Origin of the sequence: Arcicella aurantiaca (assembly GCF_003148625.1) — a bacterium.
GTDB classification, from domain to species: domain Bacteria; phylum Bacteroidota; class Bacteroidia; order Cytophagales; family Spirosomataceae; genus Arcicella; species Arcicella aurantiaca.
The window spans coordinates 35,483-51,061 of sequence record NZ_QGGO01000028.1 but is presented as its reverse complement, the minus strand read 5'-3'; the positions used below and the strand labels follow the sequence as shown (position 1 = coordinate 51,061).

At 35.6% G+C, this 15,579-nt stretch carries 13 protein-coding genes; 9 read left to right on the top strand and 4 right to left on the bottom strand.

Features of this window, described 5'->3' with window-relative positions; translation table 11 throughout:
- The first annotated feature begins 302 nt into the window (after positions 1–302).
- The 3 genes from LV89_RS19965 to rplT all read left to right on the top strand — a co-directional run bounded on the left by LV89_RS19965 (position 303) and on the right by rplT (position 1,874).
- A complete protein-coding gene (locus LV89_RS19965) occupies positions 303–1,070 on the top strand; it encodes a hypothetical protein (RefSeq protein ID WP_109744688.1) in 768 nt (255 codons plus the stop codon).
- Between the two features lie 88 nt (positions 1,071–1,158).
- Complete coding sequence (gene rpmI, locus LV89_RS19960) at positions 1,159–1,353, top strand: 50S ribosomal protein L35 (RefSeq protein WP_109744687.1); 195 nt, start codon at positions 1,159–1,161, stop codon at positions 1,351–1,353.
- A gap of 176 nt (positions 1,354–1,529) precedes the next feature.
- Positions 1,530–1,874, top strand: coding sequence for a 50S ribosomal protein L20 (rplT, locus tag LV89_RS19955; protein WP_109744686.1), 345 nt, complete (start codon positions 1,530–1,532; stop codon positions 1,872–1,874).
- A gap of 167 nt (positions 1,875–2,041) precedes the next feature.
- Here rplT and LV89_RS19950 read toward each other — a convergent pair whose 3' ends face one another.
- Complete coding sequence (locus tag LV89_RS19950; protein ID WP_158279644.1) at positions 2,042–2,479, bottom strand: nuclease A inhibitor family protein; 438 nt, start codon at positions 2,477–2,479, stop codon at positions 2,042–2,044.
- Positions 2,480–2,585: 106 nt separating this feature from the next.
- On the opposite strand from LV89_RS19950, the gene LV89_RS19945 reads away from it, so the two are divergent.
- Both LV89_RS19945 and LV89_RS19940 read left to right on the top strand, forming a co-directional pair.
- A complete protein-coding gene (locus LV89_RS19945) occupies positions 2,586–3,119 on the top strand; it encodes a DUF937 domain-containing protein (RefSeq protein ID WP_109744684.1) in 534 nt (177 codons plus the stop codon).
- A 125-nt stretch (positions 3,120–3,244) separates the two neighbouring features.
- Positions 3,245–4,390 (top strand): IscS subfamily cysteine desulfurase, encoded by a 1,146-nt coding sequence (locus LV89_RS19940; protein ID WP_109744709.1) that lies wholly within the window; start codon positions 3,245–3,247, stop codon positions 4,388–4,390.
- 10 nt (positions 4,391–4,400) lie between these two features.
- Here LV89_RS19940 and LV89_RS19935 read toward each other — a convergent pair whose 3' ends face one another.
- The 3 genes from LV89_RS19935 to LV89_RS19925 form a co-directional block, all read right to left on the bottom strand.
- On the bottom strand, positions 4,401–4,865 hold the full coding sequence (locus LV89_RS19935; RefSeq protein ID WP_146199217.1) for a hypothetical protein: 465 nt from the start codon (positions 4,863–4,865) through the stop codon (positions 4,401–4,403).
- 91 nt (positions 4,866–4,956) lie between these two features.
- Positions 4,957–5,379 carry a hypothetical protein gene (locus LV89_RS19930; protein WP_109744682.1) on the bottom strand — a complete coding sequence of 141 codons (423 nt, stop codon included), beginning with the start codon at positions 5,377–5,379 and terminating at the stop codon, positions 4,957–4,959.
- Between the two features lie 145 nt (positions 5,380–5,524).
- Positions 5,525–7,792 carry an aconitate hydratase gene (locus LV89_RS19925; protein ID WP_109744681.1) on the bottom strand — a complete coding sequence of 756 codons (2,268 nt, stop codon included), beginning with the start codon at positions 7,790–7,792 and terminating at the stop codon, positions 5,525–5,527.
- 585 nt (positions 7,793–8,377) lie between these two features.
- Between LV89_RS19925 and LV89_RS19920 the strand changes: the two genes are divergently transcribed.
- The 4 genes from LV89_RS19920 to topA all read left to right on the top strand — a co-directional run bounded on the left by LV89_RS19920 (position 8,378) and on the right by topA (position 15,464).
- Positions 8,378–11,149: a bifunctional aconitate hydratase 2/2-methylisocitrate dehydratase gene (locus LV89_RS19920; protein ID WP_109744680.1), complete on the top strand. Its 2,772-nt coding sequence runs from the start codon at positions 8,378–8,380 to the stop codon at positions 11,147–11,149.
- A gap of 214 nt (positions 11,150–11,363) precedes the next feature.
- Positions 11,364–12,182, top strand: a complete 819-nt coding sequence (locus tag LV89_RS19915; protein ID WP_109744708.1) for a Cof-type HAD-IIB family hydrolase — start codon at positions 11,364–11,366, stop codon at positions 12,180–12,182.
- A 90-nt stretch (positions 12,183–12,272) separates the two neighbouring features.
- Positions 12,273–12,707: a KTSC domain-containing protein gene (locus tag LV89_RS19910; RefSeq protein WP_109744679.1), complete on the top strand. Its 435-nt coding sequence runs from the start codon at positions 12,273–12,275 to the stop codon at positions 12,705–12,707.
- Between the two features lie 261 nt (positions 12,708–12,968).
- Positions 12,969–15,464 carry a type I DNA topoisomerase gene (topA, locus tag LV89_RS19905; protein ID WP_109744678.1) on the top strand — a complete coding sequence of 832 codons (2,496 nt, stop codon included), beginning with the start codon at positions 12,969–12,971 and terminating at the stop codon, positions 15,462–15,464.
- Positions 15,465–15,579 lie beyond the last annotated feature (115 nt).

Below are 15,579 nucleotides of genomic sequence, written 5' to 3'. Positions count from 1 at the left end.
AAAATGGGCGTTATGACAAAAATCAGGTATTTTAATGATGAACTATATTTATTTAATCTCGGTTGATTTATCGTTATTCACTCAAAAAACTATACTTTTGGGTAAGAAGCAGTTTAAACTTTTCCTTACGACCGAAATGAAGTCTTTTTAACCCTGTTATTTCGAAATTCTCTCATCGTAGCTCTGCTATGCTTCGATAATTTCAAACTAACAAGTCTAAAAATACAGTAATTTCAGCCAGAAAAGAAAAGTTTAAACAGCTCCTAAATAAAAGATACAGCAAGAAAAAGAATTTTAATAAAATGCTAATTACAGAACTTAAACATTTAGAAATCAAATTTGAAACTGCGGATATATTACCTCCGCCATTTTCACACCAAATATTGCTCAGTTTAGATTTCCAAAATGACTTTATTGATACCAAATTTGAAATAGCTTATACTTATCGTGACGAACTTTCGGACGAAGAAATCTTAGACGAAGGATTTACAGGAGAAGAAAATGTAGCATGGGCAGGCGAATTATCTAATGCTTGGAAAGCTCCTATTTTAGAACTTTTGGCTCAAATGCCTGATAAACCCAATCAAAAGGCTATTCAAGAAGAACAAAATTTTTTGGAATTGGTGCTGAATGGAAAAACGTTTGGGAATCCTAAAAATCAAGAAGCTTGGGAGTATTTATTACAAGAACTTTCTCAGGCAGTTTATGAAACTTATGGCAAAGAATTACCCTTTGCTTTGACTTTCAAAAAGATTGATTCTAATAAAAGTGTTTCAGCTTTTGATTTATTTCTACATTATACCGACCGCCGTGTTGAAGCTTATACTGAGGTAGATTCTATGAAAAGAAGCAGAAGTTTAACTTGGGAAGAAGCCAGCGAATTAATAGGTCAGGTATTTGTAGGTGATTTCTTTCCTGATAAAGCCTCTAAAAATGAGCCTAAATCAATTGGTAAATTTATCACGATTGGTGATGGCTTATGGTACGAATTTACAAAGAGTTTAAAGAACCCCAACGGAAACAGAGCTTACATCACCTCATTATATCAAAGATTTGAAGAGTATTTTTAGGATTCAAATAGTAGATATTCATTTTTTCCGTATCTTTGCAGACTATTTTACAAATTTTATACTTTTTCATTTTTAAACGTTTAACAAAATGCCAAAAATTAAAACCAAATCTGGAGCTAAAAAACGCTTCAAGGTTACAGGAACAGGCAAAATCAAGCGTAAACACGCTTTCCACAGCCACATTCTTACTAAAAAATCTACAAAACGTAAGCGTAACTTAGTTCACGATACGTTAGTAAGTTCAGCAGATATGGACAGAGTAACTTTAATGTTAGTTATGTAATATCTTTTCAGTGAACAGTAACCAATTAACAGTGAACAGTTTTAAATAAAATACATTTTTATTTTCTGATAACTGATAACTAATTACTGACAACTGATTTCAGTTATTGTTCAACCAGAAAATTGGCTTATAAAGTGTAAAAATTTACCGCCAAGTTTCAAAAAACAAACAAAATTATGCCACGTAGCGTCAACCACGTAGCGTCAAGAGCAAGACGTAAAAAAGTGCTTAAATTAGCCAAAGGCTTTTACGGAAGAGGTAAAAACGTTTGGACGGTAGCCAAAAACAAGATTGAAAAAGGTCTTCAATATGCTTACCGTGACCGTAAGGTTAAGAAAAGAGATTTCCGTTCGTTGTGGATTCAGCGTATCAACGCAGCCGCTCGTCAGGAAGGTTTATCGTACTCAGCTTTAATGGGTAAGTTAAACAAACAAGGAGTTGAGTTAAACAGAAAGGTATTAGCTGACTTAGCAATGAACCACCCAGAGGCGTTCAAAGCAGTTGTTGCTAAAGTAAAATAGAGAAATCAGAGCGGTTCAATTGAATCGCTCTTTTTTTGTAGCATAATGTAACACAGACTTTAGTCTGTACCTTTGAATTTATAACAGACTGAAGGCGTTTAAGTAAGTTTCAGCGTGTTTCTTGGCAATCGTCTGTACCTTTGATTTATAACAGACTAAAGTCTGTGTTACGTTTCTATCACCTTCGTTTTGAGTCCTACCCATTTACATTCTTCTGCTTTTCCAAAAAGAAAAACATCAATTGAAACTTCTCCAACTTTAAAGATTTGAATATCTTTTGTTTTTTCAGCTAAAAGATTTTTTAAAGTTAAGCTATCAGTTGCCCATTTTTTTTCGTCTTCACCAAACCAATCTTCAACTTTGATTAAAGGCTTGAAAAAAGTCTCGAAATCCATTTCAGACACATTAATTTCTGGCTGAATTCCATTAAACATTTTGAAGTTCGCTTGATTCACTTTTTCAGCCGTAGAAAGCTCCATTTCAAAGTATTCAATTTTTTCGTCAGATTCCGACGGATATAATAAATCATTTGTTAAAACTTGAATTTGCTCTTTTAAAAAAAAAGATGTTGATTCCTGTGACTCTACGGTCATATTATCTGTCATAAGCACGCAATTTGAAATAAACGTATAATTATTCGTTGAAATTAGAAAAAGTCTATCTATTATTGCATTAAAAATTGAAAAATAACCAATTATAACAAAAGAAACCATGTTAGAACAATTAATGGGTCTAATTCAAGACCACTCACAAGACGCAATCGTTAATAATCCCGCCATTCCTAACGAACATAATAATGATGCCATGCAAACCATTTTAGGTGCTATCACAGGTGGAATGCAGCAGCAAGCTCAAAGTGGTCAAGGCGGTTTAGCAGGTTTAGCAGGTCTATTAGGTGGGCAAGCTGGAAACGGTGGTTCAGGTTTGATGTCAAACCCAATCGTAGCAGGAATTGCACAACAAGCAATTGGTGGATTAATGCAAAAATTTGGATTAGGAAATAGTGCTGCATCAGGAATTGTTGCACAAGTTCTTCCAGGAGTTTTAGGTTCAATGATTTCTAAAACAAATGACCCTAACGATAATTCATTCAACATGACTGATATTATGGGTGTTATGGCTGATGGTAAAGTTGATATGAGTGATGTCATGAATATTGCAGGAAAATTCATGGGTGGTGGACAGCAAGGTGGAGCTGCAGGTGGCTTAGGTGGACTTCTGGGAGGTTTATTCGGAGGAAAATAAGAATTTCTGACCATATTTAAAGTGGAGTAAGCAAACGTTTACTCCACTTTTTTTGTTTTAGTAGAACAGGTTTTTAACCTGTTTAAAACTCGTGAACAGACAGGTTGGAAGCCCGTCCTACTTTTATGAAATTACCGATTTACCTTGATTATAACGCTACCACGCCCGTTGATAAACGTGTTTTAGAGAAGATTTTACCGTATTTTACTGAGCATTTTGGGAATGCTGCCTCACGTTCACATTTATATGGTTGGACTGCCCAAGATGCCGTAGAAAATGCCCGTCAGCAGATTGCAGATTTGATAGGAGCGGAGGCAAAAGAAATTGTTTTTACAAGCGGTGCAACAGAAGCTAATAATTTGGCAATCAAAGGATTGTATGAACTGTTTTCGACTTCTAAAAATCACATAATCACCGTAGAAACTGAGCATAAAGCCATTTTAGACGTTTGCAAACACCTTGAAAAATTGGGTTGTGAAACCACTTATTTAAAACCTGATTCTGCTGGATTAATTTCTTTAGAACAAATTGAAAATGCTATCAGACCAGAAACTTTTTTGATTTCTGTGATGTATGCGAATAATGAAATCGGGACAATTCAGCCAATTAGAGAAATAGGTGCTTTGGCACACAAAAATGATATTCTCTTTCATACCGATGCAACGCAAGTCCTTGGAAAAGTAGCAATAGACGTTGATGCCGATAATATTGATTTATTGAGTTTGTCAGGGCATAAATTATATGCACCCAAAGGTATTGGAGCTTTATATATTAGAAAAAAATCAAAAGCGAGCCAATTAATTGCACAAATTGATGGTGGGAGACACGAAAGAGGGTATCGTTCTGGAACATTAAATGTTACTGGAATTGTGGGCTTAGGAGAAGCTTGTGAGATTGCAAAAAATGAATTGTTAGCTGAAAATCAAAGACTTAGTATTTTAAGAGATAAATTAGAACAAGGAATTTTACAAAACATTGCCGATGTTCAAGTGAATGGAAATATTGAAAATCGTTTACCCAATTTGACTAATATTTCTTTTGGAGGGGTTGATGGAGAAAACTTATTGATGTCATTCCGTGATATTGCCGTTTCAAGCGGTTCTGCTTGTACTTCTGCAACAGTTGAGCCTTCTTATGTGCTGAAAGCCATTGGTTTGGATGATAATTTAGCTTACGCAACCATTCGTTTTAGTTTAGGAAAATTTACGACTGAGGAGGAAATTGATTTTACGATAAAATATGTAAAAGAAGTGGTGGAATCGTTGCGGTAGATAAAATTATTCAATTGATGTACTGTTTAATTTTCACTTGATGAGATAATTCATACCTTTTTTTTGACCCTTTGACTAAATCCCAAATGTAATTGATTTCTTTTTTAGAAGATTCTGTTTTCTTTCGGTCAGTGATAGTCAATTGTTGTACTTGCCAATGAAGGCTATCATTACTTGTAACTATGGATTGAGCAGTAAAATCATCATTTTCTCCTGTGATTTTTAATTTGTAATCCACGCTTAATTTTCGGGTTTTCAAAGTTGGTTTATTAGGAAAATTATGAATTGCAATGGTATCAGATTGAGTAAAATCGGCAATATCAATTTCTTTAATCTTAAATTTTTTATTCAATTCGAGTGTCGAAATTGTCTTTTCTAATTCCTTGTACGAAGCTTGTGATTTATCATCAGAAAAATTACATCCTGTGATTAAGGTAATAAAAATGAATAAGGTAGCAACGATTTTAGTTTTCATAGTTGAGTTTAAATTTTTATAGAAAATTGAATTTACAAAAAAGCTCCTAAAAATTGATTTAAGAGCTTTTTGTTTTGTTGAAGACTGGAAATTATTTTGTAAGTTTTCCAATGATAATCATGCTTGATAATAGCCAGATAACTGCACAGATTCCAACAATTACAACATACTTTGTGTACTTTTTATGAGTTTCTTTATCAAATTCTCTATCAAAATAATCAAAATATTTACGAATTGAATCTATTTTCATTCTATAAATCCAGAAGAATATTCCTGATAATACTATCATAACCATTGCTATTGAGACTCTTCTTTCGAGAAAATATGTATCATCATCCCAGTATTTGATAGCCCCTGATTTGGATGAGATATAAAATACAATAGGTGATGTGTAGAGAAAAAGAAATGTCAATAAGACGAAAAAAGATTGTATTTTAGCATTAACTAAATCATTGTTATTTTTTGAATAATATCTATATACTCTGTAAATAATATAAATTATGAATTCTTTCATTTATTAGGTTATTAAAAAAACTCCTTGATTCTAAATATAGAGCTTTTTTATGTAAACCCAAAAGAATGAAAGCTTTATTTTACCTAAACGAAAAAATGCCCTCAACTTCCATCAAGGGCATTTCTAATTTAAAAAACATCAAAAACTACTTCCCAACATTAGCACGAATAATATTCAAAGCACCACCTGCTTTAAACCATTCTACTTGTTGGTCGTTGTAAGTATGATTTGCTAAAATTTCCTCTGAAGAACCATCAGCATGGTTTAACACAATCGTCAAAGGAGTATTTGGGGCAAACGTTGCTAATCCTTTAATGTCGATTGAATCATCTTCTTGAATTTTATCATAATCGGCTTCATTAGCGAAAGTTAAGGCTAACATACCTTGTTTTTTCAAGTTCGTTTCGTGAATACGAGCAAATGATTTTACCAATACTGCACGAACACCCAAATGGCGTGGCTCCATCGCTGCGTGTTCACGAGAAGAACCTTCACCGTAGTTTTGGTCGCCCACCACAATTGAACCAATACCTGCCGCTTTGTATGCACGTTGCGTTGCAGGAACAGGCCCGTATTCACCTGTCAATTGGTTTTTAACATTATCGGTTTTTTCATTGAAGAAGTTTACCGCACCAATCAACATATTATTAGAAATGTTATCCAAATGTCCACGATATTTTAACCAAGGACCAGCCATTGAAATATGGTCAGTAGTACATTTACCTTTCGCTTTAATCAATAATTTCAAGCCAATTAAGTCTGTTCCTTCCCAAGCAGTAAATGGTTCTAATAATTGTAAACGGTCAGAAGTTGGAGAAACTTTCACGACCACACCCGAACCATCTTGTGCAGGAGCTTGATAGCCAGCATCTTCAACGGCAAATCCTTTTGTTGGTAATTCGTCACCCGTTGGAGCGTCTAATTTTACTTTTTCGCCTGCTTCATTAGTCAAATAATCGGTTAATGGATTGAATGTCAAATCTCCTGCAATCGCCAAAGCCGTTACCAATTCTGGTGAACCTACAAAAGCATACGTATTGGGGTTCCCGTCGGCACGTTTAGCAAAATTACGGTTGAAAGAGTGAACGATGGTGTTTTTCTCCGCTTTCTCAGCACCCGCTCTTGCCCACTGACCAATACATGGACCACACGCATTAGCAAATACTTTTCCACCGATAGATTCAAAAGTATCAATAAATCCGTCACGCTCGATGGTATAACGCACCTGTTCAGAACCTGGAGTTACGGTATATTGGGCTTTTGTTTTCAAACCTTTTGCCGCTACTTGACGAGCCAATGAAGCTGCACGAGAAATGTCTTCGTAAGATGAGTTGGTACATGAACCAATCAAGCCGACTTCAATTTTTGTAGGCCAACCGTTTTTCTCAGCTAATTCTTTCATTTTAGAAATAGGTGTTGCTAAATCAGGCGTGAAAGGACCATTCAAGTGTGGCTCTAAAGTATCTAAATCAATTTCAATAACTTGGTCAAAGTATGAAGCAGGATTTGCATAAACTTCTGGGTCAGCCGTTAAATGCTCTTTAATGCCATTGGCTAACTCGGCTACATCCGCACGCCCTGTTGCGGCTAAATAACGAGCCATTGATTCGTCGTAACCAAAAGTAGAAGTTGTCGCTCCGATTTCAGCACCCATATTGGCAATAGTTCCTTTACCCGTTGCCGACATTGATGTAACACCTTCGCCAAAATATTCAACCACTGCACCTGTTCCGCCTTTTACGGTAAGAATTCCCGCCACTTTCAAGATTACGTCTTTAGCAGAAGTCCAACCGTTTAATTTACCTGTCAATTTCACACCGATAAGTTTTGGAAATTTCAATTCCCAAGCTAAACCCGCCATTACGTCGCAAGCGTCAGCACCACCTACACCAATGGCAATCATGCCCAAACCACCTGCATTTACGGTATGCGAGTCTGTTCCAATCATCATACCACCCGGAAAAGCGTAGTTTTCAATAACTACTTGGTGAATGATACCAGCACCGGGTTTCCAGAATCCAATGCCATATTTATCCGACACAGAAGAAAGGAAGTCATACACTTCTTTGTTTTTATCAACCGCTACTGAAAGGTCAGTTTTTGATTCAACTTTGGCTTCAATCAAGTGGTCACAGTGAACAGTGGAAGGCACTGCAACTTTCGGACGACCTGCCTGCATGAATTGTAAAAGAGCCATTTGAGCCGTTGCATCTTGCATTGCTACACGGTCTGGAGCAAAATCTACATAAGATTTACCTCTTTCAAATGTTGTTGTTGGAGTTCCTTCCCACAAATGAGAATAAAGGATTTTTTCGGTTAAAGTGAGCGGTCTTCCTACTAATTTACGAGCTGTTTCAATTCGTGCAGGCATTCTCTCGTAAACCGCCTTAATCATTTCTATGTCAAAAGCCATGATATGTTATTAGTTAATAGTTTGTGAAGTTTTATAATTTTAAGGAACAAGTAATTGGGTTATTATTTTGAATAATGTAATTCCTAATTTCTCATTGTCTTTGTATTTACAACAAGTTGCATTTATTTTAGGTTCTTCGTTTGCTTTGAACGTGTGTAAACTGAAAGAATTGTTTATTTAATCGGAATTATCTACTATTCGTCGCACAACCGCCGACAGGGCGAAAAGCCGCTGTCAGGGTTGAATCCGAAACCCTGACAGCGGCTTTTCGCCCTGTCGGCGGTTTATTTCTTGATTACGACAAATAGTAGATAGTTCCCTATTTAATTTAATATGCTTTGGAAAATGGTCTAAATCTTGTGATTGGCGTCAAAATTGTATAATAACATAAATAAAAATAAAACAAAACAAAGAAAATATATGCTAAAAACGGCTATTCTTTAAAAAATTTTTAAATCGAGCCTGCTTTGTATAAATTTGTAAGACAATTTTTTCACAGAAAAACTTAATTTTAAGTTAAAATAAAGATTGTTGTGAATAAAATTATTCAAGGAAAATTACTAAAATAACTGTAAATAATTTAATATGAACTTTTATAACGATTACCTTAAAGAAATCGAAGAAAGAAAAACACAAGGACTTCATCCTAAGCCAATTGATAGTGCTGAATTGGTAAGCGAAATCATTGAGCAAATTAAAGATTTGAACAATGCCAATCGTGCAGATTCACTTCAATTTTTCATATACAACACTTTGCCAGGAACTACGCCTGCGGCGGGTGCTAAGGCTAAGTTTTTAAAAGAAATCGCTCTTGGGCAGTCAGTTGTAAATGAAATCACGCCTGATTATGCTTTCGAATTGTTGTCGCACATGAAAGGTGGTCCTTCAATCGAAGTATTATTAGATTTAGCTTTAGGAACTGATGCTGACATTGCTAAAAAAGCTGGAGATGTATTAAAAACTCAAGTTTATTTATATGATGCTGATTTGAAACGTCTTAAAGATGCTTTTGAAGCGGGTAATGCTACTGCAAAAGAAATCATTGAAAGTTATGCAAAAGCGGAGTTCTTCACAAAACTTCCAGAAGTAGCTGAAGAAATTAAAGTAGTTACGTTTATTGCAGGCGAAGGCGATATTTCAACAGATTTACTATCTCCGGGTAACCAAGCACACTCTCGTTCTGACCGTGAATTACACGGAAAATGTATGATTTCTCCTGCTGCTCAGGCTGAAATCGAAGCATTGAAAGCTCAACATCCAGACAAATCAGTGATGTTAATTGCTGAAAAAGGAACAATGGGAGTAGGTTCTTCAAGAATGTCAGGGGTAAATAACGTAGCACTTTGGACGGGTAAGCAAGCAAGTCCTTATGTTCCTTTTGTAAATTATGCTCCAATTGTTGGTGGTACAAATGGTATCTCTCCAATTTTCTTGACTACGGTTGATGTAACTGGTGGTATTGGTATCGACCTTAAAAACTGGGTGAAGAAAGTAGATGCAGACGGCAAAGTTGTTCGTGATGAAAATAACGAACCAATCCTTGAGCATACTTATTCAGTTGCAACAGGTACTGTACTTACAATTAATACAAAAACGAAAAAATTATATAATGGCGACCAAGAGTTGATTGATATTTCTCGCTCTTTTACGCCACAAAAAATGGAATTTATCAAAGCTGGTGGCTCTTATGCTATTGTATTTGGTAAAAAAATCCAAACGTTTGCTTCTCAATTATTAGGAATTGCTATTGCTCCTGTATTTGCTCCATCTAAAGAAGTATCTATTGAAGGACAAGGACTTACTGCTGTTGAAAAAATCTTCAATAGAAACGCAGTAGGAGTAACCCCAGGTAAAACTTTACACGCTGGTTCTGACGTTCGTGTTATCGTAAACATTGTAGGTTCACAAGATACTACTGGTTTGATGACTGCTCAAGAGTTAGAATCAATGGCAGCAACAACGATTTCTACATTGGTTGATGGTGCTTACCAATCAGGTTGTCACACTGCTTCAGTTTGGGATAAAAAAGCACAAGCTAACATTCCAAAGTTGATGAAATTCATGAACGAATTTGGTTTGATTACTGCTCGTGACCCTAAAGGTGTGTATCACTCAATGACTGACGTAATTCACAAAGTATTGAATGATATTACAATTGACGATTGGGCAATTATCATTGGTGGAGACTCTCATACACGTATGTCTAAAGGGGTTGCATTCGGTGCTGACTCTGGTACAGTTGCTTTGGCATTGGCTACGGGTGAGGCTTCAATGCCAATTCCAGATTCTGTAAAAGTTACCTTCAAAGGTGCTATGAAAGAATACATGGACTTCCGTGATGTGGTTCACGCTACGCAAGCACAAATGCTTCAACAATTTGGTGGCGAAAACGTGTTCCAAGGTAGAATTATTGAGGTTCATATTGGTACACTTACTGCTGACCAAGCCTTTACATTTACAGACTGGTCTGCGGAAATGAAAGCAAAAGCGTCTATCTGTATTTCTGAAGATGCAACGTTAATCGAATCATTGGAAATTGCGAAAAGCAGAATCCAGATTATGATTGACAAAGGCATGGATAATAAGAGCCAAGTGCTTCAAGGATTGATTGATAAGGCTAATAAGAGAATTGCTGAAATTCAATCTGGCGAAAAACCAGCTCTTAGACCTGATGCAAACGCTAAATATTATGCAGAGGTTGTTGTTGATTTAGATTTAATTGCTGAACCAATGATTGCTGACCCAGACGTAAACAACGCTGACGTTTCAAAAAGATATACGCACGATACAATCAGACCATTATCTTACTATGGTGGCGACAAGAAAGTTGACCTTGGTTTTATCGGTTCTTGTATGGTTCATAAAGGCGATATGAAAATTTTGGCTCAGATGTTGAAAAACATTGAAGCACAAAAAGGTAAAGTTGAATTTCAAGCTCCATTAGTTGTTGCTCCTCCAACGTATAACATCGTTGACGAATTAAAAGCAGAAGGTGATTGGGAAGTATTACAGAAATACTCAGGCTTTGAGTTTGATGATAATGCACCTAAAGGAGCTGCACGTACAGAATACGAAAAAATGTTGTACTTAGAACGCCCTGGTTGTAACCTTTGTATGGGTAACCAAGAAAAAGCGGCAAAAGGAGATACGGTAATGGCAACTTCTACTCGTTTGTTCCAAGGTCGTGTTGTGGAAGATACAGACGCTAAAAAAGGTGAATCTTTACTTTCATCTACACCAGTAGTGGTACTTTCAACTGTTCTTGGTAGAACTCCAACTATCGAAGAATATGTAAAAGCAGTAGAAGGAATTAACTTGACTAAATTCTCTCCATCACATATTAAGTTGGTGAAATAATATCAATAGTTATAAGGATAATAGAAAAGCCTGAGTTTATGCTCAGGCTTTTTGCTGTTTAAAGGTTCTCAAGTTTCAATTGATTTAATTTTATAAAACTGTACTTTTTAAGTTTTTTTTATGATTTTAAAATCAAATTTTTGAGAATTCAAGCATATTCCTCTCAAATTCAATGACTTCAAAATTTCAGAAGTACCTTTGTAAAAAAAAGATTATGAAGTATAAAATGTTGGTGTTAGATATGGACGACACCTTGTTGACTGACGACCACCAAATTTCCGATAAAAACAAAGCCATGATTCAGAAAGCCCAAGAATTGGGTGTTTATGTAGTTTTAGCTTCTGGGCGACCAACGCCTGCGATGATTAATTACGCTAAAGATTTGAATCTTCACACGAACGAATCCTACATTTTGGCATATAATGGTGGGCAAATCATTGAAATGAAGTCGGAAGAAGTTTTATTTGAGCAAAGTATTTCAAAAGAACACATTCATCAATTATATGATTTTAGCGTAGCCAATAACGTTGACATCATTACTTATTTTGATGGAGCGATTGTAACAGAAAATGAGTCGGAATACATAGATTTAGAAGTTCATATTACAGGAATGCCACTTAGAAAAGTCGATAATTTTAAAGAAGCCGTTAATCAGACCTCTGTAAAGTGTATAATGTTAGCAGAACCTGCTTATTTAAAGGTTGTTAGTGAGAAATTACAAGCTGAAATGTCTTCGCATAAAAGTATCACGACTTCCAAACCATTCTTCTTAGAAATTATGCAGTCTGGGATTGATAAAGCTGCCAGTTTAGCACGATTAGCTTCAACATTGAATATTGATGCTTCCGAAATTATTGCGGTCGGAAATGCCTACAATGACTTAACCATGATTGAATATGCAGGATTAGGCGTTTGGGTAGATAATGTAGAAACTGAATTGCGTGACCGTGCCAATGTCATTGTGGCTTCAAATAATAATGATGGAGTAGCAGAAGTTATTGAGCGTTTCATTGTGAATGGCGAAGAAGTGTAAATAGTAGCGGCGAATAGTATTCGCCAGTTTTAAATAATTTAAAAAGCATTAGCAAGTGTTGGTGCGGTTACGAATATATTAAACAAATTCATGAAAAAGATTGCATCGTACAGAGCATTATTTGGGGCAACCAAAACTACCGAACTTGCCGAGTTGAAAAAGACTTACAGAAATTTAATCAAAGAATGGCATCCTGATAAAATTCAAGATGATGAAGCTAAAAAGGAAGAAGCAGCTATTAAAAGTAAAGTGATTATTGAAGCATACGATTTGTTGGTAAGTATTGCCCCTGAAACGCACGCCGCTAATTTAGAAGAATATACAAAGCTAACATCAACTTCAATCATCGAAGATTTTGATTACAAAGCTGGAACATTGAAAATTATTTTTCCTGATAATGTCGTTTATGAATATTTTGGTGTTCCTGAAAACACCTACGTGAAATTTGTGAATGCTCCTTCGATAGCGAGATTTGCGAAACGACATATTTATAATTCATTTACTTTTAGAAATGTCAGTAAATAAGGGTTTTCCAGAATTGCCAGCTTTTGAAAGTTGGCAATTTTAGTTTCCAAGAAGATATTTTTGAAAGTTTATTTTTATGAAAATATATCTTGCAAAATTTCTATCACTTGCCTAACTATCAGACCTTTCCTTTCTAAAAAATGATTTAATTTTAAACTCTTGGCGTAAAATTTGAGTTAAAACTAAAGTAGAGATTCGGTTTTTATACAAATGATTTTCTATATTTGATGGTTGTAACACCAAGTTACCTTTGAACAAGATATGTCGAAAAACTTAGTAATAGTGGAATCCCCTGCAAAGGCAAAGACCATTGAGGGGTATTTAGGGAAGGATTTTACGGTAAAATCTTCGTATGGTCACGTGCGAGATTTACCGAAAGAAAATGATGCTATTGATATAAAAAATGGCTTTAAACCTACTTATATAATCTCACCTGAGAAAATAAAAGTTGTCAACGAATTAAAAGCTCTTGCAAAATCTTCTGATGAAGTTTGGCTCGCAACCGATGATGACCGTGAGGGAGAATCCATCTCTTGGCACTTGAAAGAGGCTTTGGGATTAGCGGACAATACCAAAAGAATTGTTTTTAGAGAGATTACGAAAAAAGCTATTCAAAATGCCATTCAAAATCCAAGAACGATTGATGTCGATTTAGTAAACGCTCAGCAGGCTCGTCGTGTACTTGACCGTCTGATTGGCTTTGAATTGTCGCCAGTTCTTTGGTCGAAAGTAAAAAAAGGACTTTCGGCAGGACGTGTGCAGTCGGTAGCGGTAAGAATTATTGTTGAACGTGAACGTGAGATTGAAAATTTTGATTCAAAATCTTCTTTCAAAATCGTAGCTCTTTTTAATCTGAAAGGAGGAAAAGTTTTACAAGCAGAATTACCAAAGAACTTTGAAACCGAAGTACAAGCAAAAACATTTTTAGAAAAATGTATTGGAGCAGAATTCAAGATTAAAAACTTGGAAACTAAACCAGCTAAGAAATCGCCAGCTCCTCCGTTTACGACTTCAACTTTACAACAGGAGGCTTCTCGTAAATTGGGATATTCGGTGGCATCAACGATGTCTTACGCTCAGAAATTATATGAAGCGGGTAAGATTTCTTACATGAGAACTGACTCAACAAGTCTCTCAGAAGATGCCGTTATTAATGCTACTGCGGCAATTACTTCTGCTTATGGGGCTGAGTTTGTTCAGAATCGTGTTTATAAAACGAAAGACGAAAATGCACAAGAAGCTCACGAAGCCATTCGTCCGACAGATTTTAGTGCTAATACAGCAGGTGCAGATATTAAAGAGAAAAGATTATACGAATTGATTTGGAAACGTGCCATTGCTTCTCAAATGGCTGATGCTCAGTTAGAAAGAACTACGGCAACCGTTGGTATATCAACAACCCAAGAAGATTTAATAGCCCAAGGTGAGGTTATTAAATTTGAAGGTTTCTTGAAAGTATATTTAGAAGGAAAAGATGATGAAGATGATGAAGAAAATTCAAAAATGCTTCCTCCATTAAATATTGGTCAAATCCTTGATTTAGACCTTATGAAAGGAACAGAGCGTTTTTCACGTCCTCCTGCAAGATATACCGAAGCAAGTTTAGTAAAAGCATTAGAAGAAAAAGGCGTTGGTCGCCCTTCTACTTATGCACCAACTATCTCTACAATTATCAAAAGAGAATATGTTGTAAAAGAAGACCGTGACGGAAAAGAACGTTCTTTCAAAGAAATGATTTTGAAGGACGGTAAAATTTCTGAAAAAGTTGGCAAAGAAACTTATGGAACTGAAAAATCTAAATTATTCCCAACTTCGGTAGGAATGGTTGTAAACGACTTTTTAGTAGATAATTTCAAAAATGTTGTCGATTTTAAATTTACTGCCGACGTTGAAGACGAATTTGACGAAATTGCGAAAGGAAAGATAGAATGGTCGGAAATGATTGGTAATTTCTATCAAGGATTTCACCAAACCATTGAAGACAGTAAAGGCGTTGACCGTAATACCGTTGGTTCTTCTCGTGACTTAGGAATTGACCCTAAAACAGGTAAGCCTATTTCTGTTCGTTTGGGAAAATTTGGTCCTTATGTACAGTTGGGTGAACAAAAAACTAAAGATGAAGAAAAACCACAGTTTTTCAATTTGAAGAAAGACCAATTGGTTACCACAATTACTTTAGAAGAAGCATTGGCATTGATAGAATTGCCTAAACTTCCTCGTGAAGTAGGTTTCTTTGAAGATAAACCAATGATTATTGGTGCTGGTAAAATGGGACCTTACATCAAACATGATGATAAATACACCAGTTTGCCACCAACAGAAGACCCATTTACCGTTACAGAAGCACGAGCCATTGAAATTGTATTAGAAAAACGCCAAGCTGATGTTGGTAGTGCTATCGGTATTTTTGAAGAAGAACCAATCACTTCTGGAAAAGGAAGATTTGGACCTTATGTAAAACATGGGGGTAAATTCTATTCATTAGGACGTGGAGAAACTTTAGAAACCATCACTTTTGACCGTGCAGTAGAAATTATCAACGCCAAAAGAAATGCAGAAGCAAATAAATATTTAAAAGAATTTCCTGAAAACGATACCATTAAAGTATTAAACGGAATGTATGGCCCATATATCCAAATTGGAAAACGAAATGTTAAAATTCCAAAAGATATGGTTCCTGCCGATTTGACTTTGGAGGACTGTATAAGATTAGGCGAAGAAACCCCTGCACCCGCTGCAAGAGGACGTAAAAAATAGATTTTCCGAACTTCTATAATCAATAAAAAGACCACAGATTAAACAGATTAAACAAATTTTCACGAAAGTTCGATGTTAATTAATTTAATCCGTTTCATCTATGGTCTTTTTGTTT